This is a genomic window from Streptomyces sp. NPDC093064 (assembly GCF_044754605.1).
In the GTDB taxonomy this organism is placed as follows: Bacteria; Actinomycetota; Actinomycetes; order Streptomycetales; family Streptomycetaceae; genus Streptomyces.
Genome location: NZ_JBIVPK010000003.1, coordinates 1 through 25,021 on the forward strand (window position 1 = coordinate 1; position 25,021 = coordinate 25,021).

The 25,021-nt window shown below is 72.5% G+C and carries 22 protein-coding genes and 1 pseudogene; 15 read left to right on the forward strand and 8 right to left on the reverse strand.

All coding sequences use genetic code 11. From position 1 onward, the window contains the following. Positions 1–370 (forward strand): transposase (locus tag ACIQFZ_RS04790; RefSeq protein ID WP_388733754.1); only part of this gene is annotated, 370 nt, incomplete at its 5' end. 5 nt (positions 371–375) lie between these two features. On the opposite strand, the pseudogene ACIQFZ_RS04795 reads toward ACIQFZ_RS04790, so the two are convergent. Beyond that, positions 376–843, reverse strand: a pseudogene (locus ACIQFZ_RS04795) (DUF1203 domain-containing protein); the annotation flags it as partial. A 112-nt stretch (positions 844–955) separates the two neighbouring features. On the opposite strand from ACIQFZ_RS04795, the gene pepN reads away from it, so the two are divergent. Continuing rightward, the gene (pepN, locus tag ACIQFZ_RS04800) at positions 956–3,538 is read left to right on the forward strand and encodes an aminopeptidase N (protein ID WP_402690623.1); all 2,583 of its coding nucleotides are present in this window, start codon (positions 956–958) and stop codon (positions 3,536–3,538) included. A gap of 102 nt (positions 3,539–3,640) precedes the next feature. On the opposite strand, the gene ACIQFZ_RS04805 is transcribed toward pepN, so the two are convergent. Genes ACIQFZ_RS04805 through ACIQFZ_RS04815 form a run of 3 tightly spaced genes read right to left on the reverse strand, consistent with a single transcriptional unit; the run spans position 3,641 to position 6,560 of the window. Beyond that, complete coding sequence (locus ACIQFZ_RS04805) at positions 3,641–4,552, reverse strand: LysR substrate-binding domain-containing protein (RefSeq protein ID WP_376650755.1); 912 nt, start codon at positions 4,550–4,552, stop codon at positions 3,641–3,643. Positions 4,553–4,610: 58 nt separating this feature from the next. Beyond that, on the reverse strand, positions 4,611–5,558 hold the full coding sequence (locus ACIQFZ_RS04810) for a DMT family transporter (protein WP_402690624.1): 948 nt from the start codon (positions 5,556–5,558) through the stop codon (positions 4,611–4,613). 36 nt (positions 5,559–5,594) lie between these two features. Continuing rightward, positions 5,595–6,560: an EamA family transporter gene (locus ACIQFZ_RS04815; RefSeq protein WP_365426024.1), complete on the reverse strand. Its 966-nt coding sequence runs from the start codon at positions 6,558–6,560 to the stop codon at positions 5,595–5,597. 78 nt (positions 6,561–6,638) lie between these two features. Here ACIQFZ_RS04815 and ACIQFZ_RS04820 point away from each other — a divergent pair, with 78 nt between their 5' ends. After that, entirely contained in the window at positions 6,639–7,166 is a 528-nt protein-coding gene (locus ACIQFZ_RS04820) for a MarR family winged helix-turn-helix transcriptional regulator (RefSeq protein WP_383055536.1), read from the forward strand. A 162-nt stretch (positions 7,167–7,328) separates the two neighbouring features. Here the strand turns inward: ACIQFZ_RS04820 and ACIQFZ_RS04825 are convergent, their stop codons facing one another. From ACIQFZ_RS04825 to ACIQFZ_RS04835, 3 genes are all read right to left on the reverse strand, one after another. Beyond that, positions 7,329–7,598 carry a hypothetical protein gene (locus tag ACIQFZ_RS04825; protein ID WP_365426022.1) on the reverse strand — a complete coding sequence of 90 codons (270 nt, stop codon included), beginning with the start codon at positions 7,596–7,598 and terminating at the stop codon, positions 7,329–7,331. Between the two features lie 87 nt (positions 7,599–7,685). Further along, positions 7,686–9,998, reverse strand: coding sequence for a 4-alpha-glucanotransferase (gene malQ / locus ACIQFZ_RS04830; protein ID WP_402690625.1), 2,313 nt, complete (start codon positions 9,996–9,998; stop codon positions 7,686–7,688). After that, positions 9,999–10,262, reverse strand: a complete 264-nt coding sequence (locus ACIQFZ_RS04835; RefSeq protein WP_365426018.1) for a hypothetical protein — start codon at positions 10,260–10,262, stop codon at positions 9,999–10,001. 298 nt (positions 10,263–10,560) lie between these two features. Between ACIQFZ_RS04835 and ACIQFZ_RS04840 the strand changes: the two genes are divergently transcribed. From ACIQFZ_RS04840 to ACIQFZ_RS04865, 6 genes are all read left to right on the forward strand, one after another. Beyond that, positions 10,561–13,536 (forward strand): beta-N-acetylglucosaminidase domain-containing protein, encoded by a 2,976-nt coding sequence (locus tag ACIQFZ_RS04840; RefSeq protein WP_402690626.1) that lies wholly within the window; start codon positions 10,561–10,563, stop codon positions 13,534–13,536. 104 nt (positions 13,537–13,640) lie between these two features. Next, on the forward strand, positions 13,641–14,183 hold the full coding sequence (locus tag ACIQFZ_RS04845; protein ID WP_402690627.1) for a PadR family transcriptional regulator: 543 nt from the start codon (positions 13,641–13,643) through the stop codon (positions 14,181–14,183). After that, complete coding sequence (locus ACIQFZ_RS04850; RefSeq protein WP_383055540.1) at positions 14,180–14,869, forward strand: ABC transporter ATP-binding protein; 690 nt, start codon at positions 14,180–14,182, stop codon at positions 14,867–14,869. Before ACIQFZ_RS04845 ends, ACIQFZ_RS04850 begins: the two co-directional genes overlap by 4 nt. Further along, the gene (locus ACIQFZ_RS04855) at positions 14,866–16,221 is read left to right on the forward strand and encodes an ABC transporter permease (RefSeq protein ID WP_402690628.1); all 1,356 of its coding nucleotides are present in this window, start codon (positions 14,866–14,868) and stop codon (positions 16,219–16,221) included. The genes ACIQFZ_RS04850 and ACIQFZ_RS04855 overlap by 4 nt, the downstream gene beginning before the upstream one ends. Before the next feature lie 87 nt (positions 16,222–16,308). After that, the gene (locus ACIQFZ_RS04860; protein WP_402690629.1) at positions 16,309–17,067 is read left to right on the forward strand and encodes a hypothetical protein; all 759 of its coding nucleotides are present in this window, start codon (positions 16,309–16,311) and stop codon (positions 17,065–17,067) included. Next, positions 17,064–17,453 (forward strand): GntR family transcriptional regulator, encoded by a 390-nt coding sequence (locus tag ACIQFZ_RS04865; protein ID WP_365426010.1) that lies wholly within the window; start codon positions 17,064–17,066, stop codon positions 17,451–17,453. The genes ACIQFZ_RS04860 and ACIQFZ_RS04865 overlap by 4 nt, the downstream gene beginning before the upstream one ends. Before the next feature lie 136 nt (positions 17,454–17,589). On the opposite strand, the gene ACIQFZ_RS04870 is transcribed toward ACIQFZ_RS04865, so the two are convergent. Next, positions 17,590–18,126, reverse strand: coding sequence for an HNH endonuclease (locus tag ACIQFZ_RS04870; RefSeq protein WP_365426008.1), 537 nt, complete (start codon positions 18,124–18,126; stop codon positions 17,590–17,592). Positions 18,127–18,460: 334 nt separating this feature from the next. Here ACIQFZ_RS04870 and ACIQFZ_RS04875 point away from each other — a divergent pair, with 334 nt between their 5' ends. The 6 genes from ACIQFZ_RS04875 to ACIQFZ_RS04900 all read left to right on the forward strand — a co-directional run bounded on the left by ACIQFZ_RS04875 (position 18,461) and on the right by ACIQFZ_RS04900 (position 25,020). After that, positions 18,461–19,552 (forward strand): mechanosensitive ion channel family protein, encoded by a 1,092-nt coding sequence (locus ACIQFZ_RS04875; protein WP_402690630.1) that lies wholly within the window; start codon positions 18,461–18,463, stop codon positions 19,550–19,552. Positions 19,553–19,765: 213 nt separating this feature from the next. Next, positions 19,766–20,386 carry a Uma2 family endonuclease gene (locus tag ACIQFZ_RS04880; RefSeq protein WP_402690631.1) on the forward strand — a complete coding sequence of 207 codons (621 nt, stop codon included), beginning with the start codon at positions 19,766–19,768 and terminating at the stop codon, positions 20,384–20,386. A 170-nt stretch (positions 20,387–20,556) separates the two neighbouring features. After that, positions 20,557–21,768 carry an ROK family protein gene (locus ACIQFZ_RS04885; RefSeq protein ID WP_383055544.1) on the forward strand — a complete coding sequence of 404 codons (1,212 nt, stop codon included), beginning with the start codon at positions 20,557–20,559 and terminating at the stop codon, positions 21,766–21,768. Positions 21,769–21,838: 70 nt separating this feature from the next. Further along, positions 21,839–23,176: an ABC transporter substrate-binding protein gene (locus ACIQFZ_RS04890; protein WP_402690632.1), complete on the forward strand. Its 1,338-nt coding sequence runs from the start codon at positions 21,839–21,841 to the stop codon at positions 23,174–23,176. A gap of 6 nt (positions 23,177–23,182) precedes the next feature. Continuing rightward, entirely contained in the window at positions 23,183–24,124 is a 942-nt protein-coding gene (locus ACIQFZ_RS04895; RefSeq protein WP_365773823.1) for a sugar ABC transporter permease, read from the forward strand. A 2-nt stretch (positions 24,125–24,126) separates the two neighbouring features. After that, positions 24,127–25,020, forward strand: coding sequence for a carbohydrate ABC transporter permease (locus tag ACIQFZ_RS04900; protein WP_365773821.1), 894 nt, complete (start codon positions 24,127–24,129; stop codon positions 25,018–25,020). The last annotated feature ends 1 nt before the right edge of the window (position 25,021 follow it).

Below are 25,021 nucleotides of genomic sequence, written 5' to 3' on the forward strand. Positions count from 1 at the left end.
TCTGGCCGTCCGCGTCCACCGCCGCCGCAGGCAGACCGGCCGACGCGAAACCCGCGAGACGGTCTACGCCGTCACCAGCCTCGACGCCCACCAGGTCGGCCCCGCCGAGCTCGCCGCCGCGATCCGCGGCCACTGGACCGTGGAAGCCCTGCACCACGTGAGAGACGTGACCTTCGCCGAGGACGCCTCCACCGTCCACACCGGCACCGCACCCCGGGCCATGGCCACCCTCCGCAACCTTGCCATCGGCCTGCTCAGAACCCTGGGAGCCGACAACATCGCCAAGACCACCCGCGCAATCCGCGACCAACCCCAACGAGCACTTCCACTCCTGGGCATCACCAACAACCCGGGAACCGAGGGAACTTGATCAAGCCCTGACTCGACGGCCCGGACGTGGACGAGCGCCACGGCCGGGTCGTCGAACGCTTCCGCGAAGGCCGCGTCGAACCGGGCGGAGCCCTCGCCGACCAGCCGCCCGCCCAGGATGCGCCCGTCGGCGCCGTAGCGCCGGACCACACGGTGGGCGTTGGTGAACGGGTGGCCTTCGCGGGCCGGCCCCGCGCACTCCCGCGCGTGGACGAAGACCGGCCCCCGCTCGTCGTACGCGCCCAAAGTGGCGCCCGTCTCCGCCGCCCAGCGCCGCAGCGGGGCGTAGGAGACCAACGCGATCCGCTCCCCCGGCTCGCTCCTGCGCAGACAGCAGCGCAGGGGCGCGCCGCCCTCCTCGTCGGTGAAGGGGGCCGTCGGACGTCCGGCGTCGTCCCGTTCCCGCAGCCGCGCCAGCACGGCCGGGGCGATGGCACGTGCGCTGTGTCCCGTCGTTTCGCTCACTGTCGTCATGCCCTCAGGCTCATGCCCCGCCGCACCCGTCACCGGCGGGATCCGGTCGTCGCGTTCCGTGCGGGTCACGTGGAAGGATGGCGCAATCCACACATCACGAGGAGATGACCGCGTGCCTGGCACAAACCTGACTCGCGAAGAGGCGCAGCAGCGGGCGAAGCTGCTCACCGTTGACTCGTACGAGATCGATCTCGACCTCTCCGGCGCGCAGGAGGGCGGTACCTACCGGTCCGTGACCACGGTGCGCTTCGACGTCGCGGAGGACGGCGCCGCCTTCTTCGTCGACCTGGTGGCCCCGGCCGTCCACGAGGTGACCCTCAACGGCGACGCCCTCGACCCCGCCGAGGTCTTCGAGGACTCCCGGATCGCCCTGCCGGGCCTGCTCCGGGGCCGCAACGTGCTGCGGGTCGTCGCCGACTGCGCGTACACCAACACCGGCGAGGGCCTGCACCGCTTCGTCGACCCGGTCGACGACCAGGCCTACCTCTACACCCAGTTCGAGGTCCCGGACGCCCGCCGGGTCTTCGCCAACTTCGAGCAGCCGGACCTGAAGGCCACCTTCCAGTTCACCGTGAAGGCCCCCGAGGGCTGGACGGTGGTGTCCAACTCGCCGACGCCCGAGCCGCAGGACGACGTCTGGGTGTTCGAGCCGACGCCGCGCATCTCGACGTACATCACGGCGCTGATCGTCGGCCCGTACCACAGCGTCCACGGTGTGTACGAGAAGAACGGGCAGTCGGTCCCGCTCGGCATCTACTGCCGGCCCTCCCTCGCCGAGTTCCTCGACGCGGACGCGATCTTCGAGGTCACCCGGCAGGGCTTCGACTGGTTCCAGGAGAAGTTCGACTACGCCTACCCGTTCGAGAAGTACGACCAGCTCTTCGTGCCGGAGTTCAACGCGGGCGCGATGGAGAACGCGGGCGCGGTCACCATCCGCGACCAGTACGTCTTCCGATCCAAGGTGACCGACGCGGCGTACGAGGTGCGCGCCGAGACGATCCTGCACGAGCTGGCCCACATGTGGTTCGGCGACCTGGTCACCATGGAGTGGTGGAACGACCTGTGGCTGAACGAGTCGTTCGCCACCTACACCTCCATCGCCTGCCAGGCGTACGCCCCGGGCTCGCGCTGGCCGCACTCGTGGACCACGTTCGCCAACTCCATGAAGACGTGGGCGTACCGGCAGGACCAGCTGCCGTCCACCCACCCGATCATGGCGGAGATCCACGACCTGGACGACGTCCTCGTCAACTTCGACGGCATCACCTACGCCAAGGGCGCGAGCGTCCTCAAACAGCTGGTCGCCTACGTCGGCATGGACGAGTTCTTCCGGGGCGTGCAGGCGTACTTCAAGCGGCACGCCTACGGCAACACGCGCCTGTCCGACCTGCTGGGCGCGCTGGAGGAGACCTCCGGGCGCGATCTGAAGACCTGGTCGAAGAAGTGGCTGGAGACGGCCGGCATCAACATCCTGCGCCCGGAGATCGAGACCGACGCCCAGGGCGTCATCACCTCCTTCGCCATCCGCCAGGAGGCCCCCGCCCTGCCCGCCGGCGCGAAGGGCGAGCCGACCCTGCGCCCGCACCGGATCGCGGTCGGCCTGTACGACCTCGACGAGGCGAGCGGCAAGCTGGTGCGCGCCGCGGACGGCCGGATCGAGCTGGACGTGGACGGCGAGCTGACCGACGTGCCGCAGCTGGCCGGCCGGCCCCGCCCGGCGGTGGTCCTGCTCAACGACGACGACCTGTCGTACGCCAAGGTGCGCCTGGACGAGGGGTCGCTGGCCGTCGTCACCGAGCGCCTGGGGGACTTCGAGTCCTCGCTGCCGCGCGCCCTGTGCTGGGCGTCGGCCTGGGACATGACCCGCGACGGGGAGCTGGCGACCCGCGACTACCTGTCGCTGGTGCTGTCCGGGATCGGCAAGGAGTCCGACATCGGTGTCGTGCAGTCGCTGCACCGCCAGGTGAAGCTGGCCGTCGACCTGTACGCCGACCCGACCGCCCGCGAGGCCCTGCTCACCCGCTGGACGGACGCCACGCTGGCCCATCTGCGCGCGGCGGACGCGGGCAGCGACCACCAGCTGGCGTGGGCGCGCGCCTTCGCGGCGACCGCCCGTACGCCGGAGCAGCTCGACCTGCTCGAGTCCCTGCTGGACGGCTCCCACACCATCGAGGGCCTGGTCGTGGACACGGAGCTGCGCTGGGCGTTCGTGGAGCGGCTCGCGGCCGTCGGCCGGTTCGACGAGGCGGAGATCGCGGGCGAGTACGAGCGCGACAAGACCGCGGCCGGTGAGCGGCACGCGGCCACCGCCCGCGCCGCCCGACCGACCGAGGAGGCCAAGGCGGAGGCCTGGGCGTCGGTCGTCGAGTCCGACAAGCTCCCGAACGCCGTCCAGGAGGCGGTCATCGCGGGCTTCGTCCAGACCGACCAGCGTGAGCTGCTGGCGCCGTACGCGGACCGGTACTTCACGGTGGTCAAGGACATCTGGGGCGCCCGCTCCCACGAGATGGCCCAGCAGATCGCGGTCGGTCTGTACCCGTCGATCCAGGTGTCCGAGGACATCCTGCGCAGGACCGACGAGTGGCTGGCCTCGGCCGAGCCGAGCGCGGCCCTGCGCCGGCTGGTCTCGGAGTCGCGGGCGGGCGTCGAGCGCGCTCTGAAGGCCCAGGCAGCGGACGCGGCGGCCCAGCCGTAACACCGCCGGTACGGCGATGCCGTACCGGCGCCCGTGCGGCGACAAGGGGCGCCCGGTGCTCGACCGGGCGCCCCTTTCCCTTCCGGTCTCCGTCTGCTCCCGTCACTCGGGGCGGGCGAGCCCGGCGGCCGCGGACCGCAGTGCCGCCAGCACCCTCGCCGGCGCGGGCGCGTCCCGCGCCCCCTTGCGCACGGCCGCCACCACGTGCCGGCAGGGCCGGTCGGCGGCCAGGGCGCGCATCACGACGCCCTCCCTGCTCACCGCCGCCATGCGCGGGACGAGTGCCACGCCCATGCCCGCCTCCACCATCGCCAGGATCGCCGTCCAGCCGGCCGCCGAGTGACCCTGGTACGGGCTGAACCCGGCCGCCTCGCAGGCCGCGCGCGTGATGTCCGACCAAGGGCCGCTGCCGCCGAAGATCCACGCCTCCTCCGCCAGCTCGGCGAGCCGTACCCGGGGCGCCGAGGCCAGCCGGTGCCCCGGCGGCAGAGCGAGGTCGAGCGGGTCGGCGAGCAGCGGCACCAGTGTGAACCGCGGGTCCACCGCGCTGGGCGCCTGCGCGGCCAGGGACAGCGCGAGGTCGACCTCCCCGGCCGCCAGCAGTTCGTAGGCCTCGCCCGCCTCCGCCTCCCGGACCCGGACGGTCACCGCCGGATGCGTGCCGCGCAGCGCCTGTACCGCCGGCACCACGAGCGCGGGCACCGCGGTGGAGAAGGCACCCACCCGCACCTCACCCGCCTCGCCCTTGGTGTACGCGGCCAACTCGGCGTCCGCTCGTTCCAGTTGCTCGAACACGGCCTCGGCGTGCCGCAGCACGAGCCGCGCCGCGTCCGTGAGCCGCACCCGCCGCCCCTGCGCCTGCAGCAGTTCCACCCCGAGCTGCTTGGACAGGTTGGTCAGCTGCTGCGAGACGGCGGACGGCGTCATCCGCAGCGCCTCGGCCGTCGCGGTCACGGTCCCCTGCTCCCGCAGGGTCCGCAGGATCAGCAGCTTCCGGATCTCCCACTCGGCCATGGCGGCAACCTATACGGGCTGTACGGGGCCGCCGTGCGGAGTTCGCGCGCGAGTTCCCTCAGCGGCGCGAGGCCGTGCCGAGGACCACTCCGCCCAGGATCAGCGCCATGCACAGCGCCTGCCGGGGGCCGATCGCCTCGCCGAGCAGGGCCCACGACAGCAGGGCCACGCAGACCGGTTGCAGGTAGTAGACGAGTCCGGCGCGGGTCGGGCCGACGAGGGCGATCGCCTTGCCCCAGGCGACGAACGCCACGGCGGAGGACATGACGCCGACGTAGAGCAGGGGCAGCACCGTGCCGGGGGCCGGTTCGAAGCCGCCCTGGACGGCGAGGCTGACGGCCTGCGCGGGCAGGAGCAGCACGGTGCCGAACAGGAACGTGGTGAAGAGGAAGGCGACGCCGTCGAACTCGGCGGGGCGGCGGCGCAGCAGGGCGCTGTAGGAACCGAAGCAGCAGGCCGCGACGATCATCCACAGGTCCCCGGCCGTGAACGACGCCATCCCTCCTCCGCCCACGAGCAGCAGCACGCCCGCGCAGGCGGTCAGCAGCCCCACGACCCGGCGCGCGCCGAGCCGTACACCGCTCGCCCGTTCGAAGACCGCCATCAGCACCGGCGAGGCCGCCATGATCATGCCCATGTTGGCCGCCGGGGTGGTCAGGCCGGCCTGGTTGACCAGGGTGTTGTAGACGGCGACGCCGAGGAGGGAGGTCAGCAGCACATAGCCGAGGTGGCGCCGGATCAGCTCCCGCTGCCGCCAGGCCGCGCGGGCGCCGAACGGGGCGACGGCGGCCAGTGCCACCACCCAGCGCCAGAACGCGTGCTGCACCGGCGGCACGCTGTCGTGCAGCGCGCGCGAGGTGACGAAGCTGCCGGCCCAGACGACGGTGGCGAGGGCGGCGAGCGCGGTTCCGAGAGCGGGGGCGCCCGCCCTCGGGCCGCTGGTGGCGGTGGTAGGGCTGCCGGTGGGTGGGGGCGGTGTGGTGGTCCGAGGGCGGACGTCGGCCACGTAGGTCCTCTCGCTGGTGGGTGAGCGGGGTCCGCTCTACCGTCGCAGCGCTGAACCGGTCAGGTCCATCGAATCCTTTCGAGCATTCCTTTCAGGCGAGCTGAACGATCGTGCCGGTGTGCCCTTGGGACGAGCCGCGCCGAGCTGTCCCGCCAGCGTCGCTCCGAACGCCAGCGCCATGCCGACCAGTTGGACCGGGGTGAGCGCCTGACCGAGGGCGGCCCAGCCGACCACGGCCGCGGTGAGCGGTGACAGCGGGCCGAGGAAGGTGACCCGGGTGGCGGAGAGCCGGCCGATGCCGCGGAACCAGAGCCAGTAGGCGAGCGCCGTGTTGGCCAGGGCGAGGTAGGCGTAGCCGCCGAGGGCCCGGGTGTCCAGTGCGGGCGGCGGCCCCTCGGCCAGCAGGGCGAGGGGCGCGATCAGCAGTCCGCCCGCGGTGAGCTGCCAGCCGGTGAGCGCGAGCGGACCCACACCGGCCGGGCGGCCCCACCTCTTGGCCAGGACGGTGCCGGTGGACATCGAGGCGGTGGAGGCGAGGGCGGCGGCGACGCCCACGCCGTCCAGCGCCCCGGCCGCCCTCAGCACGACGAGGCTGACCCCGAACGCGGCCACCACTCCGGTGAGCAGCGCCCGCCCCGTCGGTCGCTGTCCCAGCAGCGGCGCGGAGAGCCCCACGACGAACAGCGGTCCGACCGAGCCGACGACCGCCGCCATCCCGCCCGGCAGGCGGTACGCGGACAGGAACAGCAGCGGGAAGAAGGCGCCGATGTTCAGCGCGCCGAGGACCGCCGCCTTCCACCACCAGGCGCCCTTCGGCAGCACCCGGGCCAGCGCGAGCAGCAGCAGCCCGGCGGGCAGCGCCCGGGCCAGCGCCGTGAAGAGCGGCCGGCCTGGAGGCAGGAACTCGGTGGTGACGGCGTAGGTGGTGCCCCAGGAGACGGGGGCGAGGGCGGTGAGGGCGGCGAGGGACCAGGTGGAGGCGGGACGCTGAGAGACAGCCATACAAATAGCTTAGTCGTAAGCTACTTAACGTCAAGCCACTTTCTTGCGGTCGACCGTAGGGCGGCGGATACTCGGTCCATGAGTGAACGCCCCCAGCAGCGCAGGGACGCCGTCGACGCGATCATCGACCAGTGGGCGGCCGCGCGGCCCGATCTCGACACCGCGGGGATGGAGGTCTTCGGGCGGATCTTCCGGCTCTCGCGGGCGATGGGAGACCGGATGGAGAAGGCGTACGCGCCGTTCGGGATCTCGCGGGGCGAGTTCGACGTGCTGGCGACACTGCGCCGGGCCGGCGAGCCCTACACCCTCTCGCCCCGGCAGCTCTCGGCGACGCTCATGCTCACCACGGGTGGGATGACCGGGCGGCTGGACAAGCTGGAGGTCGCGGGGCTGCTGCGCCGCTCGCCGGATCCGCACGACCGCCGCGGTCTCAAGGTCACGCTGACCGACAAGGGGCTGCGGCTCATCGACGAGGCGGTCGGCGCGGGACTGGCCGCGCAGACGGAGGCGCTGTCCGCCCTGGACACCGAACGGGCGGGCGAGCTGGCCGCTCTGCTCAGGGAGCTGCTGGCCGGGACGTCGGAGTCATCAGGGGCGCCGGCGTAGGAATCGGCCGGTGACCCCGCGGCCGCCCGGCCCGCCGGTCCCGCAACGCACCCAGGGCGCCCACCTCGCCCACGTACGGCGGCTGTGCGCGTACGTACGGCGAGGTCGGCGCCCTCGGAGGGAGTGTGCTGCGGACGGGCCCGCGGCGGGAGGAGGACTCGGTCAGGCCTTGGCCTTGACGTCCACGTCCCGGCTCGTGCGCGACAGCCGGTCCTTGGACTTGTCCAGGACCATGACCAGGCCGGTGATGACCACGAACAGCAGGAGGGGGAGACCGACGAACAGACCCAGCGTCTGGACGACGCTCAGGCCCGGGCCGGGGTCGTCGCCGTCGTCGCGGGTCAGCGCGAGCGCGGGAGACGACATGAGCAGCATCATCAGCGTCGTACCGGCGGCCAGAGCGCCGGCGCGCAGGGCGTTCTTCTTGTCCACGGTGCAAACGTAGCGAACCCCGAAACGGGTCGCGCGCCCGGGGTACCGTATCCGCGCTGTTCGGCACCGGCGTGAGTCGCCCGGCGGTCAGCCCTCGTCGCCCGGCGCCGCCCGTGCGTCCGTCCGCAGCACGTCCGTCAGGGCGTGCAGCCGGGGGGACGCGGCGAGGTCCTCCAGGGTCACCGGACGGCCCTCGGCGTCGGCGACGGGCAGGCGCCAGTTCGGGTACTGGTCCCAGGTGCCGGGCAGGTTCTGCGGACGCCGGTCGCCGACCGTGTCCGGCAGCCACAGACCGATCATGCGGGCCGGGGTGCGCAGCAGGAAGCGGTGGACGGCCTGGATCCCGGCCTCCTCCGAGGAGGCGCCGTCGTCCGTGCCCCGCAGCAGGCCCAGCTCCGCCAGCAGGGCCAGCCACTCGCCGACGTCCTCGGCGGCCTCCTCGCGCTCCTCCTCCAGGGGACGGGTGAGCAGGCCGAGGCGGTGGCGCAGTTCGACGTGTTCGCCGGTGAGGCGGGCCGCGGTGGACGGCAGGTCGTGGGTGGTGGCGGTGGCCAGGCAGTCCGCGCGCCAGCGTTCGGGGGGCAGTGGGCGGCCCGACCCCTCCCAGTCCCGTTCGAACCACAGCACCGAGGTGCCGAGCACCCCGCGCCGGTCGAGGGTCTCGCGCACGCCGGGCTCCACCGTCCCCAGGTCCTCGCCGATCACCACGGCGCCCGCCCGCGAGGCCTCCAGCACCAGCACGGCGAGCATCGCCTCGGCGTCGTAGCGGACGTACGTGCCCTCGGTGGGCGGCAGGCCCCGCGGGATCCACCACAGCCGGAAGAGGCCCATGACGTGGTCGATGCGCAGGGCGCCCGCGTAGCGGAACAGGGCGCGCAGCAGCCGGCGGAAGGGCGCGTAGCCGGAGGCGGCGAGGCGGTCGGGGCGCCAGGGCGGCAGGCCCCAGTCCTGACCGCGCGCGTTGAAGGCGTCCGGCGGTGCGCCGACCGACATGCCGGCCGCGAAGTGGTCCCGCTGCGCCCAGGCGTCGGCCCCGCCGGGGTGCACGCCCACAGCGAGGTCGTGCACGATCCCGATCCCCATGCCCGCCTCGCGGGCCGTGCGCTGGGCGGCGGTGAGCTGGGCGTCGGTGAGCCAGGCGAGCCAGGAGTGGAAGTCGACGCGGTCCGCCAGCGCGGCGCGGGCGCGGGCCGTCTCCGTCGAGCGGGGGTCCCGCAGCCCCTCGGGCCACCGGCTCCGGTCCGAGCCGTGCACCTCGGCGAGGGCGTACCAGGTGGCGTGGTCCTCCAGGGCCCGGCCCTGCTCGGCGAGGAAGTCGGCGTAGGCGGCGCGGCGGCCGGGTCCCAGCGGCACCCGCCGCACCAGCTCCAGCGCCTCCCGCTTGAGCTCCCACACCGCGTCCCGGTCGATCAGCGCGCCCTCGTCCAGTACGGCGGCGCGCAGCCGGCCGGCCCGCTCCAGCAGGGGCCGCAGCCGCTCTCGGTCCTCGGCGTAGGCGAACTCCGGGACGTCCTCGACGCGCAGGTGCACCGGGTCGGGGAAGCGACGCGAGGAGGGGCGGTAGGGGGACGGGTCGGCGGGTGGTCCGGGCACGGCCGCGTGCAGCGGGTTGACCTGCACGAACCCGGCGCCCAGCGCCCGTCCGGCCCAACTGCTGAGCTCGGCGAGGTCACCGAGGTCGCCCATGCCCCAGGAGCGGTGGGAGAGGAGGGAGTACAGCTGGACGAGCAGCCCGTACGAGCGTCCCGCCGGGGTGGGCAGCCGGGGCGGGGCGGCGATCAGGTGCGCCTGCCCGGTGCGACCGTCGGGGGCGGTGGCGGTCAGCCGGTGGACGCCCGGCGGAAGGCGGTCCACACGGTCCGTCCCGTCCACGCCGTGCACCCAGGAGCGGGTCTCGCCCCGCTCGGTCTCGACGTCCAGCCGGGTGCCGGGCGGCAGCCCGGCGAGGGCGGCCGGCGGCAGCCCGGCGTCCGACTCGGCCGCGGGGCCGCCGCCGCCCGCGGGGCCACCGGTGGGGCCGTCCGCGGGATCGTCCGTGGGGCCCAGCCAGCACACCACCGTCGGCGGCAGCAGCCGTTCGTCCCGTTCCCGTTCGCCGGCGGTGAGCGCGGCGCGGGCGGCCGCGGGGGTGCTCGCGTCGACGTCCAGGGCGGCCAGGGCCGCGACGACCGCGGTGGCGGAGGCGGTGACCGTACGGCCCGGGGAGGGGCTGTAGGAGGCGGCGACGCCGTGCAGCGCGGCGAGCCGGGTCAGCTCGTCACCGAGAGATCCGGGAGATCCGGGAGATCCGGGAGATCCGGGAGATCCGGGAGATCCGGGAGATCCGGGAGATCCGGGAGATCCGGGAGATCCGGAAGGTTGGTGAGGTCCGGGAGGTTCGTCCGGCCAGGGTTCCGTCATCTACAACTCCGCGCGACAGGGGTCCTGTTCGGCCGACTCGGCGACCGATTCGCTGGTCAGGGGGGCGGCCTCGGCGAGCGGCGGTTCGCTGGTCAGCGGCTCGGCGTCGGGCAGCGGCGGCTCGCTGGTCAGCGGGACGTCGGCGCGGGTAGCCTCCGCGCTGAACACGCTCAGGCCGGGGTCGGCGGGCAGCAGGTGGTCGGCGGGCGGCTCCGCCACGTGTTTGGACAGGGCCGAGAGCAGAAGGTGTGCCGGTGCGGCCACGGGGGCCTCCTTGTCGAGTACGGCATCAAGGGGATTACCGCAGCCCTACCCAGTGCTCGCCGCGGCAGACGCATGAGAACGACCTACGTGCCGCTGGTCACATTCCCCTTCACCAGGTTGGGGCAATCACGGCACAACGGCCACTCTCGTTGACACCTTCCCGCAGGGATGGTGTGGTCAGGACTCTTCGACACTGCCTTCGGCTCGCCCGGCGAAGGCCGATCGACGAGGAGGGGCCGTGCGGCGTCGGCGCGGTATGGGGCACGGGAAGAGCGCGGCCGCACTCGCGTTCGCAGTCATGGCCGGAACACTGGGAGCCGCACCCGCGGCCGTCGCGGCGCCGTCCGCCCCCGACCCCGGCACCGGCCTCCCGGCCGCGAACCCGGAGCACCCCGCCACGGACTCCTCCGGCCTCGCGGTGTGGCCGCGCCCGCAGTCCCTGCGGACGACCGGCGGCGCGGTGAAGGTCGCCGACCGGAACGTCGCCCTCGTCACCGACACGGAGGCGGACCCGTACGCCCTGAGCGCGCTGCGCTCGCTGCTGTACGGGGCCGGGGCCCGGACGGTCACGGACCTCGCCGTGGCGGACCCGGTTCCGGCGGGCGCCCTGGTGGTGCGCGCGTACACCGAGCGGGCGCACGGCGACCCGCGGCACGCGCTGCCCTCCGGCGGCTACCTCATCGCCACGGGCGGCGGCGCCCTGACACTCACCGGCGCCGGCGAGGACGGCCTGTTCCACGCCGTGCAGACGCTGCGGCAGCTGCTGCGCCCCGACGGGACCGTCCCCGGGGTGACCGTCCGGGACTGGCCGGGCACCGCCGTGCGCGGCACCACCGAGGGCTTCTACGGCACCGCGTGGACACAGCAGCAGCGGCTCGCCCAGCTGGACTTCATGGGCCGCACCAAGCAGAACCGGTACCTGTACGCCCCGGGCGACGACCTCTACCGCCAGGAGCGCTGGCGCGAGCCGTACCCGGCCATACAGCGGGCCGCCTTCCGGGAGCTGGCCGACCGGGCGAGCGCCAACCACGTCACGCTCGGCTGGGCGGTGGCGCCGGGCCAGTCGCTGTGCTTCGCCTCGGACGACGACGTACGGGCGCTGACCCGCAAGCTGGACGCGATGTGGGAGCTCGGTTTCCGGGCGTTCCAGCTCCAGTTCCAGAACGTCAGCTACAGCGAGTGGCACTGCGGCGCGGACCCGGCCCGTTTCGGCTCCGGCCCGGACGCGGCGGCACGGGCGCAGGCGCGGGTGGCCAACGAGGTCGCCCGCCACCTGGCGGAACGGCATCCGGACGCGGCGCCGCTGTCGCTGATGCCGACGGAGTTCTACGAGGACGGCGCGACGCCCTACCGGCGGGCGCTGGCGACCGCGCTGGACGCGTCGGTGCACGTCGCCTGGACCGGGGTGGGCGTGGTGCCGCGGACCATCACCGGCGACGAACTGGCCGACGCCCGCGCCGCGTTCGCGCATCCGCTGGTCACCATGGACAACTACCCGGTCAACGACTACGCCGAGGACCGCATCTTCCTCGGCCCGTACACCGGGCGTGAACCGGCCGTCGCCAGCGGCTCGGCCGCCCTGCTGGCCAACGCGATGGAGCAGGCGGAGGCCTCCCGCATCCCGCTGTTCACGGCGGCCGACTACGCCTGGAACCCCCGCGACTACCGCCCCGAGGAGTCCTGGCAGGCGGCCATCGCCGACCTCGCGGGGGGCGACGCACGGCGCCACGAGGCGCTGTCGGCCCTGGCCGGCAACGACGCGTCCTCGGTGCTCGGCGGCACCGAGTCGGCGTATCTGCGTCCGCTGATCGCGGACCTGTGGCAGGCCCGTACGACGACGGACCGGGCCACGAACGAGCGTGCCGAGCAGCGGCTGCGCGCCGCCTTCACGGTGCTGCGCGACCTGCCGCGGGAACTGGCCGGCGAGGGCACCCTGGCGGACGAAGTCGCGCCGTGGTCCGCGCAGTTGGCCCGCTACGGCAAGGCGGGTGAGGCGGCGCTCGACATGCTCCGCGCCCAGCGCGCGGGCGACGCGGCGGGGGCCTGGACCGCGTACCGGACGCTGGACCGGCTGCGGGCCGAGGCCAAGCAGGCCGATGTGACGGTCGGCAAGGGCGTACTGGACCCCTTCCTCGACCGGGCGCGGCAGGAGTACGAGACCTGGGCGGGCCTGACGCACGAGCCGGCCGAGGACCCGGACGGGGCGCCGGACGGCCGCACGATCCGTTTCCCGCACGCCCGCGCCCTCACCGCCGTGACGGTCCTCAGCGACCCCGGAACCACCGGTGGCGTCGAGGTCCACGTCCCCGGACAGGGCTGGCGCCGGGTGGGATCGCTGGCGGAGCGGGGCGCGACGGAGCTGGACACCGTGCGGTCCCCGTCCCCGGGCGGCCCGGCGACGCACCCGCCTGCCCTCTGGCCTCCGGTCTCCCCGGCTCCGGGCGTCTGGACGCGCCCGCCGGCCCTCGTGCAGCCCACTCCCCCGCCGGCCGGCACCGGCGTCGACGCCGTCCGCGTGACCGGCGCCTACCCCTCCCGGGTGCGCCACCTGGTCCCCTGGTTCGCCGACACCCCGGTCGCGGATCTGGAGCTGCCGCGCGCCGAGGCCGACGCGGAGATCGGCGGCACGGAGCGGCTGACCGCCCGGCTGTCCTCCGGCCGTCCGGCCGACGTGCAGGGCAAGGTCACCGTGGAGGCCCCCAAGGGCATCAAGGTCCGCGTCCCCACCACCTCGCTCACCGTGCCCCGCGGCACCACGGTGGACGTCCCCGTCGAGGTGACCGTGCCGCCGGCCACGCCCGCACGCGCGTACGACATCCGCGTCACCTTCGCCGGAGTGACCCGCACCCTCACGGTCCGCGCCTTCCCGCGCACCGCCGGCCCCGACCTGGCCCGCACCGGCACGGCGCGCTCCTCCGCCGACGAGACCCCCGACTTCCCGGCCTCCGCCGCGATCGACGGCAACCCGGACACCCGCTGGTCCTCCCCCGTCGACGACGGCGCCTGGTGGCAGGTGGAGCTGCCGAACCCGGTGCGCCTGGGCAAGGTCGCCCTCCACTGGCAGGACGCCCACCCCTCCGCCTACCGCGTCCAGGTCTCCGCCGACGGCCGCCGCTGGCGCACCGCCACCACCGTCCGCAACAGCACCGGCGGCCGCGAAACCCTGCGCATGGACGCGCGGGACGTCCGCTACATCCGCGTGCAGGGCGACAAGCGAGCCACCCAGTACGGCTATTCGCTGTGGTCGGTGGAGGCGTACGCGGTCGCGGACTGAGCCCACCGGGCAGCCGACGCGGTCGGAATGTCCGGCGAGACCGTCCGGCGAAAAACTCGCGATCGCTATTCACTCAGTACATGTACTCAGTACATACTGAGCGCATGAGCACCCGCCACATCCTGCTGGGCCTGCTCGCCGGGGGGCCGAGCCATGGCTACGACCTGAAGCGACGCCACGACGAACACTTCCCGCAAGCCCGCCCGCTGGCCTACGGGCAGGTCTACACGACCCTGCAGCGGCTGGTCCGCGACGGACTGGCCCAGGTGGAGGGCACCGACTCCGACGGCGGGCCGGAGCGCACGCTGTACCGCCTCACGGCCGAGGGCTCCCGGGACGTGGCCGTCTGGGCCGGGCAGGTCACGCCTCCCGCGCCCTTCGTGACGAACGAGATCTTCGCGAAGGTCGTCGTGGCGATCCTCACGGGTGGCGACCCCGCCGCCCATCTGCTCGCGCAACGCGCCGCGCACATGGAGCGGATGCGGGAGCTGACGGCGGTCAAGACCGCCCCGGGCGCCGATCTGACGACCGTGCTCTCGGCGGACTACGCCCTCAACCACCTCGCCGCCGACCTGCGCTGGATGACCACCACCCAGGCCCGGCTCACCACTTTGACCGCTCTGACCGTGGAGGTCGACCGAGCATGAGCAACCCTCCGGCGCCCCTTCTGGTGGCCCGAGACCTCGTCAAGTCCCATGGCAGGACGCCAGCGTTGCGCGGGGCGTGCCTGGAGTTGCGCGAGGGCGAGACCGTCGCCGTGACCGGCGCCAGCGGCAGCGGGAAGTCCACGCTGCTGCACTGCCTGGCGGGCATCGTCCGGCCGGACGCGGGCTCGGTGACGTACCGCGAGGAGCGCGTCGACAGGCTGCCGGAGCAGCGCCTGAGCGAGCTGCGCCGCACCGACTTCGGAGTGGTGTTCCAGTTCGGCCAGTTGATCCCCGAGCTGACCACCGTGGACAACGTCGCACTGCCGCTGATGCTGGCCGGGACCGCGCGGGGGGCGGCCCAGGAGCAGGCGGGGGCATGGCTGGAGCGGTTCGGCGTGCGGGAGCAGGAGGCCGCGCGCCCAGGGGAGTTGAGCGGAGGCCAGGCGCAACGCGTGGCCCTGGCACGGGCGTTGGTGACCGCCCCAAGGGTGGTGTTCGCGGACGAGCCGACGGGGGCACTGGACTCGCTGGCGAGCGAACAGGTGATGACGGCCCTGGTCGAAGCCGCCCGGGAGGCGGGCACGGCGGTCCTGCTGATCACGCACGACGCCCAGGTGGCGGCGTACGCCGACCGCGAGGTGCGGTTGCAGGACGGCGTGACGGTCGCGTCGGGGGTGCTCGCGTGAGAACCGATCTGCGGCTGGCCTGGCTGCTCGTCCGGGGTTCGGACCGGTGGGAGTGGTGGCGGATCGCGCTCACGGCAGCGGGGGCGATGTGCGCGACGGGGCTGGGCCTGGCGGCCGCCGTCCTGTCCTCGGTGCACGGGCAGTACCGCTTCTCCTTCGGCAACGGCCTGCTCGACCAGCCCGGCGAGCGCTCCGGGGTGATCGTCACGCTGCTGCTCCTGCTGGTGCCCGTGCTCGGGTTCCTCGGGCAGTGCGCCCGGATCGGCGCGGTGCACCGCGACCGGCGGACGGCCGTGCTGCGGCTGGCGGGCGCGGAGCCGGGCCGGGTGCGGCGGATCGCCGCGCTGGAGACGGGGTTAGCCTGCTTGCTGGGCTCGGCACTCGCCACGGCCGGGGCGGCAGCGGTGCTGGTGGCCGTGTGGGAGCGGCCGACCGCGTCGGCGTGGGCCGGAATGGCGCTGGTCGCGGCCGCGACACCGGTACTGGGCATGGCGGCCGGGGTGCTGGCGCTGCGCCGCGTGGTGGCCTCGCCGCTGGGCTGGGTGCGGCGGAGCCACGCGCGGTCGGGGCGTGGCCCGGCGCTGATGTTCGTGGGCGGACTGCTGGTCGTCGGCGTGGTGGCGCTGGGGGCGGTGGCCGGTACGTCCGCCGACTCCCCGCACGCGGGCCTGACGAGGGGCCCGCTCGTCTTCATGGCGGCGGTCCTGGCCGTCGGCGCGGGCGCGGTGTGGCTCACGGGCGCCCTGTCCCGGCTGACCGGCCGGCTGCTCGCGGCCCGGACCGGCTCCCCGGCGGTGCTGATCGCGGCGGAACGGCTGCGGGACGACCCGTGGGCGGCGGCCCGCACCCATGCGGCGGTGCTGCTGGTGACGGTGGTCGGCACCGGCTACACGGGGGTGCGGCAGGCGCTGCTCGCCGAGCTGGAAACCGCGGACGACACGCACGGTTTCGCCGCGGACGCCTCCTTCTACGTCACGGGCCTGAACCTCACGGCCGCGGCCATCGTCCTCGCCCTCACGGTCGTCCTCATCGCGCTCGCCGTCGGCACCGCCGAGTCCGTCGCCACCCGTCGCCGGGCGCTGGCCGCGCAGGTGGCCGCCGGAGTACCGCAGCGGGTACTCGCCCGGGCCCTCCTGCTGGAAACCGCCCTGCCCCTGGCCCCGGCCGTCCTCGTGGCGGGCGCGGGCGGCCTGGCGATCGGCCTCTGGTACGCCCTCCTCGCCGCCGGGACCGTGCCGTACACGGCACTCCTGGTCCCCGCCGGCGTGTACGCCACCTGCCTGCTGGCCGCGGCCGCCTCGCTGCCGCTGCTGCGGCGCTCGGTCCGTCCCGCGGAGCTGCGGTACGCGTGAGCCTTGCGTATCAACTACTTGACACAGTTTGATTCACCGGGAATTGTATCAAGTAGTTGATGCACTTGCGGGAGAGCAGGGATCGGCATGCGTGCTGCCACAGAGAACGGCGACTCGTGGCGTCAGAGCCTCGAAACCCTCGTACGGTGGACCGGCGCGGCGGCCGGACTGACGGTGAACGCACTGGTCAGCTATGGCTCCGAGTCGGACGTGGACCTGCTGTACAAGTTCGCCGTGTTCGGACTGTGCGTCATGGCGAGCGCCTTCGCGGCGGACGCGCTCGCCCGCCGGAGCCCCGGCCGGCTGCGCGTCGCCAGCATGACACCGCGCCGGATCCGGGACTACGTGCCCCGTGCCCTGACCGTCGCGCTGACCGTGCAGGCCGCCGTGCTCCTCGTCCTGCTGGTCGTCGCCGTGGTGACGGCCTCGCCGGACGAGGCGGGACGCTCGGGGCACGCGCTGTCCGTCACCTGCCCGGCGGGGGCCCAGGTACTGTCGCCGTGGCCCGGCCCGCACTACGCGCGGCCCGCTCTCGGTGGTCTCGCACTGGGTACCGTTGTCGGCGCGTTGCTCCTGCGCCGTATCACCGCCGGGTCCGGAAGCGACGACCAGCGTCTCACCGGGGCCCGGGCCGCGATCGGCGCGTGGGGGGTACTCGTGTGCGCGCCTCTTTTCGGCGTCTCCCTGACGATGGGCGTCGCGGTGCTGAGCCTGGCCTGTGGAGGAGTGATGAAAGTGGCGGCGCTGTGGGGGCTGGCCGTCACCGCCCTCGTCTCCGCCGTGACCGCGGGTCACTGCCTCTGCGTCTCGCTGCTCCCGCAGGCCTATGTCAAGGTGCGGCTGTGAACGCGAACGACGTGAGCATCAGGGTCGTCCACCCCTCCCCGGTGCCGCCCTACGAGCAGATCCGCGCGCAACTGGCCGATCTCATCTCCGTCGGCCGGCTGCGCATGGGCGACAGGCTGCCGTCCGTGCGCCAGCTCGCCTCCGACCTGGGACTGGCCAACAACACGGTGGTGCGCGCCTACCGCGAACTGGAGGCCGCGGGCCTCGTCAAGAGCCGCCGGGGCTCCGGCACGCAGGTCATCGCCCCGGCACCCGCCACCGACGTCAAGGCGAAGCTCCACGAGTACGCCGGCACCTACGCCGCCGCGGCCAGGCAACTCGACGTCAGCGACGAGGAGGCACTCGCGGCCGTCCGGCACGCCCTGGCGAGCCTCGGCACCACCTGATCGTTCCGGTCTTCGCGACCGGCCCCGGTGACACGCGCCGCCCACGGCCCGCGTCCGGAGCGCGGTCCCCAGGCGGGTGGCCGTGGGGACCGCGCTCCGGGCGGGTGGCCGTGGGCAATGCGAAGGCCCGGAATCGTCAGGCGGAGATACCGTCGATCCGGGCCAAGGCGTCGTCCGCGCCGTACGGCTGCAGGTAGGGCAGCCAGCGCGGGTCCCTATGCCCGGTGCCGATGATGCGCCAGGCCAGGCCCGTGGGCGGGGCCGGCTTGTGGCGCAGGCGCCAGCCGAGCTCGACCAGGTGGCGATCGGCCTTGACGTGGTTGCAGCGGCGGCAGGAGGCCACCACGTTGTCCCAGACGTGCTGGCCCCCGCGCGAGCGCGGGATGACGTGGTCGACGCTGGTGGCGATGCCACCGCAGTACATGCACCGGCCCCCGTCGCGCGCGAACAGCGCCCTTCGGGTCAGAGGAACGGGCCCCCGGTAGGGAACCCGTACGAAACGCTTGAGCCGGACCACGCTGGGTGCGGGGACGGTGACGGTTGCGCTGTGCAGATAGGCGCCGGACTCCTCGAGGCAGACTGCCTTGTTCTCGAGGACGAGGACGAGCGCGCGGCGGAGCGGTACGACGCCGAGGGGCTCGTACGACGCGTTGAGGACCAGGACATGCGGCACGGATGCCTCCTTGTACGCCGGCGGCGCGTGGCTCGCGCCGGGGCTGCCTGCAGTCAGTTTCCCCTCATGCCTGGTGAACGCGCCACCATGTCCCGGTAACGGGCTGGGAGTGTTTTCGACCACACCTCATTCATCCCCCGGATCACGGCCCCTTCACACGGCCTGATCAGAGGCCGGTGGTCACCGTCTCCCCATGCGCCCTTCCCCGGACTTCACGGGAACCCACACACCCTGCACCGTTAGTGTGGTGGTTCTGCCCGTCCGGTGATCTCTTCGTGACCCAGTCGATATTGACCCCGTGCCGGAGGGCGGATTGCACCTGGAGGTACCTGCCGTGTCCTTGCCCGCCGTCCTGCCGGCCGCCGGTCCGTCGCCGTCGCCGTCGCCCTCCGAGTCGCCGGCCCTGACGGTCCCGACGTTCCAGGACGCCCACGAGACCGCGACGAACGCGGCCAGCTGGGTCGAGCAGAACTGGTCCACGTGGCTCGCCATCAGCCTGAAGATCCTGCTGATCCTGGTGATCGCGGCGGTGCTGAGAGGCGTGGTCCGGCGGGCGATCACCAAGGTCATAGACCGCATGGCCCGTACCGCCCAGGCGGTGGACGGCACGGCGCTGGGCGGGCTGCTGGTCAACGCCGAGCGCCGCCGGCAGCGCTCGCAGGCGATCGGCTCGGTGCTGCGCTCGGTGACGAGCTTCCTGATCCTGGGCACCGCGGCGCTGATGGTGCTGGCCACCTTCGAGATCAACCTGGCGCCCCTGCTGGCCTCGGCCGGTGTGGCCGGTGTGGCGATCGGTTTCGGCGCCCGCAACCTGGTCACCGACTTCCTCTCCGGCGTCTTCATGATCCTGGAGGACCAGTACGGCGTCGGCGACTCGATCGACGCGGGCGTCGCCGCCGGCGAGGTGATCGAGGTCGGACTGCGCGTGACCAAGCTGCGCGGGGCGAACGGCGAGATCTGGTACGTCCGCAACGGCGAGATCAAGCGCATCGGCAACCTCTCCCAGGGCTGGGCCACGGCCGGCGTCGACGTCACCGTCAGGACGGACGAGGACCTGGACAAGGTGAAGGCCACCCTCGACGAGGTCGCCGAGCGGATGAGCAAGGAGGAGCCCTGGAACGAGCTCCTGTGGAGCCCGATCGAGGTGCTCGGCCTGGACAGCGTGCTGATCGACTCCATGGTCGTCCGCGTCACCGCCAAGACCATGCCGGGCAAGTCGGTGACCGTCGAGCGGGAGCTGCGCTGGCGCATCAAGCGCGCCTTCGACGCGGCCGGCATCCGGATCGTGGGCGACGCGACCGCCCCGGCGGAAGAGGCGGCAGCCGACCCGACGGCGGGCATGTCGGCCCCCTCGGCATTCGCCAGCACCACCTCCCCGCAGTCCCTGGCGGCCTCACCGATCCCGCCGCCGTCCCTGTCGAAGTAGCACCACTGCGCCTCCACGGCGAAAAGAGGCGGCGCCCGGAACCCTCCGGGCGCCGCCTCTCGCGTGTCCGAAAGAGGGACGGAACGGTTCAGCACACTCGTTCGAGTGAAGGGGTGCGGATTCCATCGTGCGACGCGCCCCGCACGCTCCATCGTTCTGCCGGGGCACCCGGCGCGGGCGTAGCCTGACACCAGCGCGACAAGGAGATCAGCGATGAGCGCCGAACCGATCATGGAGCCGGTGATGACGCAGGTGGACCCCATCGACCTGTTGAACGCGATCGAACAGGCGTCGCCGATGCCGATTCGGCCGGAGTACATCGAGGGGACGGTCATCGTGCCGCCACAGCCGAACGACCATCACAACGACGGAGCCTTCGAGCTCGCGGTCCAGTTCTTCAACGCCGGGTTCGAACTGGCGGGCATGGGGAACGGTTATCGCGCCGCCAACAAGGACGGCGGCACCATGGCCCTGCTCATTCCGGACTTCTACGTTCGGCGACGCAAGGCCTCCGAACTCGACGAGTCCTACCGCAGGACCCACAAGGGCTGGTACCCCGTCGACATGATCGCCCTCGTCGGCGAGGTGACGTCGAGCAACCACTGGACGGACACCGGCCCCAAGCTCCGCACTTACGCCGCCGCGGGCGTCTCCGTCTACGTCCTGATCAACCGCGAGACCCGGACCGCCCACTGCTACACCACCCCCGTGCTCCCCGACGAGGACCCCACCAAGGCGTACTACGACGACGAGGCCAAGGTCGACCTCGGCGATCCGCTCCCCCTCCCGGCGCCGTACCCCACGCTGGACACGGCACCGTTCCTCAAGGACTGACCGGACCGGGCTCCCGCCGCGCGCACCCTCGCCGCCCCCACAGGTAACGACTCCGTTGCCCGGGGGCACTTTTCTCTTGACGTTCGCTTCACCCCGGGCATACCTTCCTCCCACCCAAATAGGAAACTTTCCTAACAGTGATCTCCAGGGGAGGGCAGGTGCCGACACGTATGCCAGGAACCGCCGGCACGCCGGGCACCCCGCGGGTCCTGCGCGCCATGAACGACCGCGCCGCCCTGGACCTCCTGCTGGAGCACGGGCCGCTGTCGCGCACCAGGATCGGCAAGCTGACCGGCCTGTCCAAGCCGACCGCCTCCCAGCTCCTGGCCCGTCTCGAGGCCGCCGGGCTGGTCCTCGCCACGGGGACCAGCGAGGGACGCCCGGGCCCCAACGCCCAGCTGTACGCGGTCGATCCGACCGCCGCCCACGCCGCCGGGCTGGACGTCACCCCCCTCCGCATCCGCGCCGCCGTCGCCGACATCACCGGCCGCACCGTCGGCGAGTACGAGCTGCCGACCCCCGGCCGGCGCCCGTCCCAGCCCGTCGTACGGCAGGTCACCGACGCCCTCGACGGTGCGGTGAAGGCGGCGGGGCTGGCCCCCGGCGACGTGCACCGGCTGGTCATCGGCACCCCCGGTGCCTTCGACCCCAACACCGGCCGGCTGCGCTACGCCTCCCATCTGCCCGGCTGGCACTCCCCCACCCTGCTCGACGAGCTCGCCGCCGCGCTGCCGATGCCGGTGGAGTACGAGAACGACGTCAACCTCGTGGCCATGGCCGAGCAGCGGCTCGGCGCGGCCCGCGGCCACCAGGACTTCGTGCTGCTGTGGAACCAGGAGGGCCTCGGCGCCGCCCTGGTGCTCGGCGGCCGGCTGCACCGCGGCTGGACCGGCGGCGCCGGCGAGGTCGGCTTCCTGCCGGTGCCGGGCACCCCGCTGGTCCGCCAGGTGACCAAGGCAAACAGCGGCGGCTACCAGGAACTGGCCGGCTCGCAGGCGCTGCCGAAACTGGCCCGCGAGCTGGGCATCGAGGACCTGCCCACGGGATCCTCCGCCGAGGCCGCCGCCGAACTCGTCGCCCGCGCCGCCGACCACGCCACCGGCCCCCACCGCACGCTCCTGACGACATACGCGACCCGGCTCGCGACCGGTCTCGCCTCCCTCGTCTCCGTCCTCGACCCCGAACTCGTCGTCCTCAGCGGCGCCTCGCTCACCGCCGGCGGCGAGGTGCTGCGCGCCCTGGTCCAGGCCGAACTGGAGGAACTGGCCGCCTCCCGGCCCCGCCTGGTGGTCGGCGACGTCCGTGAACACCCCGTGCTCCGCGGCGCGTTGGAGAGCGCGCTCGCGACCACCCGCGACGAGGTCTTCGACACCTCGCGCTGACCGCCGTACCGACTGCCGTACCCGCCCCGCCCCTTCCCTCACCGCCCGCCCGTCCCAGGGAGATCCAGCCATGCCCGAAGTGTCCCGGAAAGCGGCCCTCGCCCTCGCTGCCTCCGCCGCCATGGCACTGCTCGCCACCGCCTGCACCGGTCAGCCGAACTCCGGCGCGAACGACGACGCGTCGAAGGACACGACCATCAACTTCTGGCACGCCTGGAGCGATCCGAGCGAGGTGAAGGCCGTCACGTCGCTGATCGACGGCTTCCGGAAGGCGCACCCCAACATCCGCGTCAACGTCGTCGGCAACATGACCGACGACAAGATCAACCAGGCGCTGCGCACCGGCGGCGACAAGGCGCCCGACGTGATCTCCTCCTTCACCACCAACAACGTCGGGAAGTTCTGCTCCTCGGGCGCGCTGGTCGATCTCAACCCGTTCTTCGCGAAGACGGACACAGACCCGGAGAAGACCTTCCCCAAGGCGATGAACGAGTACACCCAGTTCGACGGCAAGCGCTGCACGGTGCCGCTGCTGGGCGACGCCTACGGCCTCTACTACAACAAGGACGCCTTCGCCGCCGCGGGCATCGAGAACCCCCCGAGGACCTGGTCCGAGTTCGAGGCCGACGCCAAGAAGCTGACGATCCCCCGGGGCGACGGCTACCGGCAGCTCGGCTTCATGCCGGACTACCACGGCTGGGAGTCGACGACCGAGCACTACTTCGCGCAGTTCTCCCCGGCGTACTTCGACTCCAGCGGCAAGTCGAACCTGGCGAAGGATCCTGCGTTCGAGAAGGGCTTCACCCTTCAGAAGCGGCTCGTGGACGAACTCGGCGGCTACCGGAAGCTGGAGAAGTACCGCGCCACCCTCGGCGACGAGTGGGGCCCCAAGCACCCCTTCCACACCGGCCAGGTGGCCATGCAGCTCGACGGCGAGTGGCGGCTGGGCATGGCCGAGGAGGCCAAGCCGAAGTTCGAGATCGGCGTCGCCCCGCTGCCCGTCCCCGACGACCAGGCCGACCAGTACGGCAAGGGCTACATCAGCGGCACCATCGCCGGCATCGCCGCCACCAGCAAGAAGCAGAACGCGGCCTGGGAGCTGGTGAAGTACATGACCACGGACACCGACGCGGTGGTCGGCTTCGCCAACGACATCCACAACGTGCCCTCCACGCTGGCCGCGCTGAAGTCCCCGAAGCTGAAGTACGACCCGCGCTTCAAGACCTTCCTGGACATCGCCGCCAACCCGTACTCGACCACGACGCCCGCCTCCGTCAACGGCGGCCAGTACCTGGTGACGATCCAGCAGTTCGGCTACGACTACGAGAGCGGCAGGACGAAGGATCTCAAGGCCGGCCTGCTCAGGGCGGCTCAGCAGATCGACACGGACATCGCGCAGGCGAAGTAGGGGCGCATGACCACCGTCACCCTGGCGTCCAAGCGCCGCCGCTCGGCGCTGAAGACCCTCGCCTTCATGTCGCCGTGGCTGATCGGCTTCGCGGTCTTCTTCGCGTATCCGCTGATCTCCACCGTCTACTTCTCGTTCGTTCACTACGACGGCTTCCAGCCGCCGACGTGGCGCGGCACCGGGAACTGGACGTACGTCTTCCAGAACTACCCGCTGTTCTGGCCGGCCCTGCGCAACACCCTGTGGCTGGTCCTGGTGATGGTGAGCCTGCGGGTGGTCTTCGGGCTCGGCGTGGGCCTGCTGATCACCAGGATCAGGACGGGCACGGGTGTCTTCCGCACCCTGTTCTACCTGCCCTACCTGGCCCCGCCGGTGGCGGCGACCATGGCCTTCGCCTTCCTCCTCAACCCCGGTACGGGCCCGGTCAACTCCCTCCTGGAGCGGGTCGGGATCTCCGCGCCCGGCTGGTTCAACGACCCCACCTGGTCCAAACCGGCCCTGACGATGCTCGCCCTGTGGGGCGTGGGCGACCTGATGGTCATCTTCATGGCCGCGCTGCTCGACGTGCCCACGGAGCAGTACGAGGCCGCGGAGCTGGACGGCGCCTCCCCCTGGCAGCGCTTCCGGTACGTCACGCTGCCGAACATCTCGCCGATCGTGATGTTCGCGGTGGTCACGGGTGTGATCCAGACGATGCAGTACTACACCCAGCCGCTGATCGCCGGAAAGGTCGCCTCGGGCGTGATCCAGGGCGCGGGCACCCAGTTCGAGCCCGGCTACCCGGACAAGTCCACGCTCACCCTCCCCCAGCTCGTGTACAACCTCGGCTTCCAGCGCTTCGACTACGGCTCGGCCTGCGTGGTGGCGCTGGTGCTGTTCGCCCTGTCGATGGTGTTCACCGCGTTCCTGATGCGGCGCCGGGGCGGTCTCATCCAGGCAGGTGACTGACGATGGCCCAAGTGCTCGACAAGCCGCTCGGGTCGAAGACGCGGCCCTCCCCCGCCGCGCGCGCGGCCCGCCGCAGGGCGGTGCTGGAGTGGATCGCGGTCCACTCGCTGGGCGTGGCGGCCGCCCTGTTCTTCGTGCTGCCCTTCGTGTTCGTCCTGCTGACCTCGCTGATGAGCGACAGCCAGGCCCTCAGCCGCGATCTGGTCCCGCACACCTGGGAGTGGGGCAACTACAAGAGGGTCCTCGACACCCCGGGCTTCCTGACCTGGTGGCGGAACACGCTGGTCTACGCCGGTCTCGGCACGGTCCTGACGGTCGCGTCCTCGCTGCCCGTGGCGTACGCGCTGGCGAAGTTCCGCTTCCGGGGCCGCAACCTGTCGCTCATGCTGGTGATCTCGATGATGATGCTGCCCCCGCAGGTGATCATCATCCCGATGTACCTGTTCTGGGCCAAGCAGCTGGACCTGTCCGGCACGCTGTGGCCGCTGATCATCCCGATGGCGTTCGGCGACGCGTTCTCCGTCTTCCTGCTGCGGCAGTTCCTGACGACCATTCCGAACGAGTACCTGGACGCGGCGAAGGTCGACGGCTGCGGCGAGCTGCGCACCCTGCTGAAGGTCGTCGTCCCCATGGCCAGGCCCGGTCTCGCGGCCGTCGCCCTCTTCCAGTTCTTCTACGCCTGGAACGACTATTTCGGCCCGCAGATCTACGCCTCGGAGAACCCGGGCGCGTGGACCCTGTCCTACGGTCTGGAGTCCTTCAAGGGGGCCCACCACACCGACTGGAACCTCACCATGGCCGCGACCGTTCTGGTCATGGCCCCAGTGATCCTCGTGTTCTTCTTCGCCCAGAAGGCATTCGTCGAGGGCGTCACACTCACCGGAGTGAAGGGTTAAA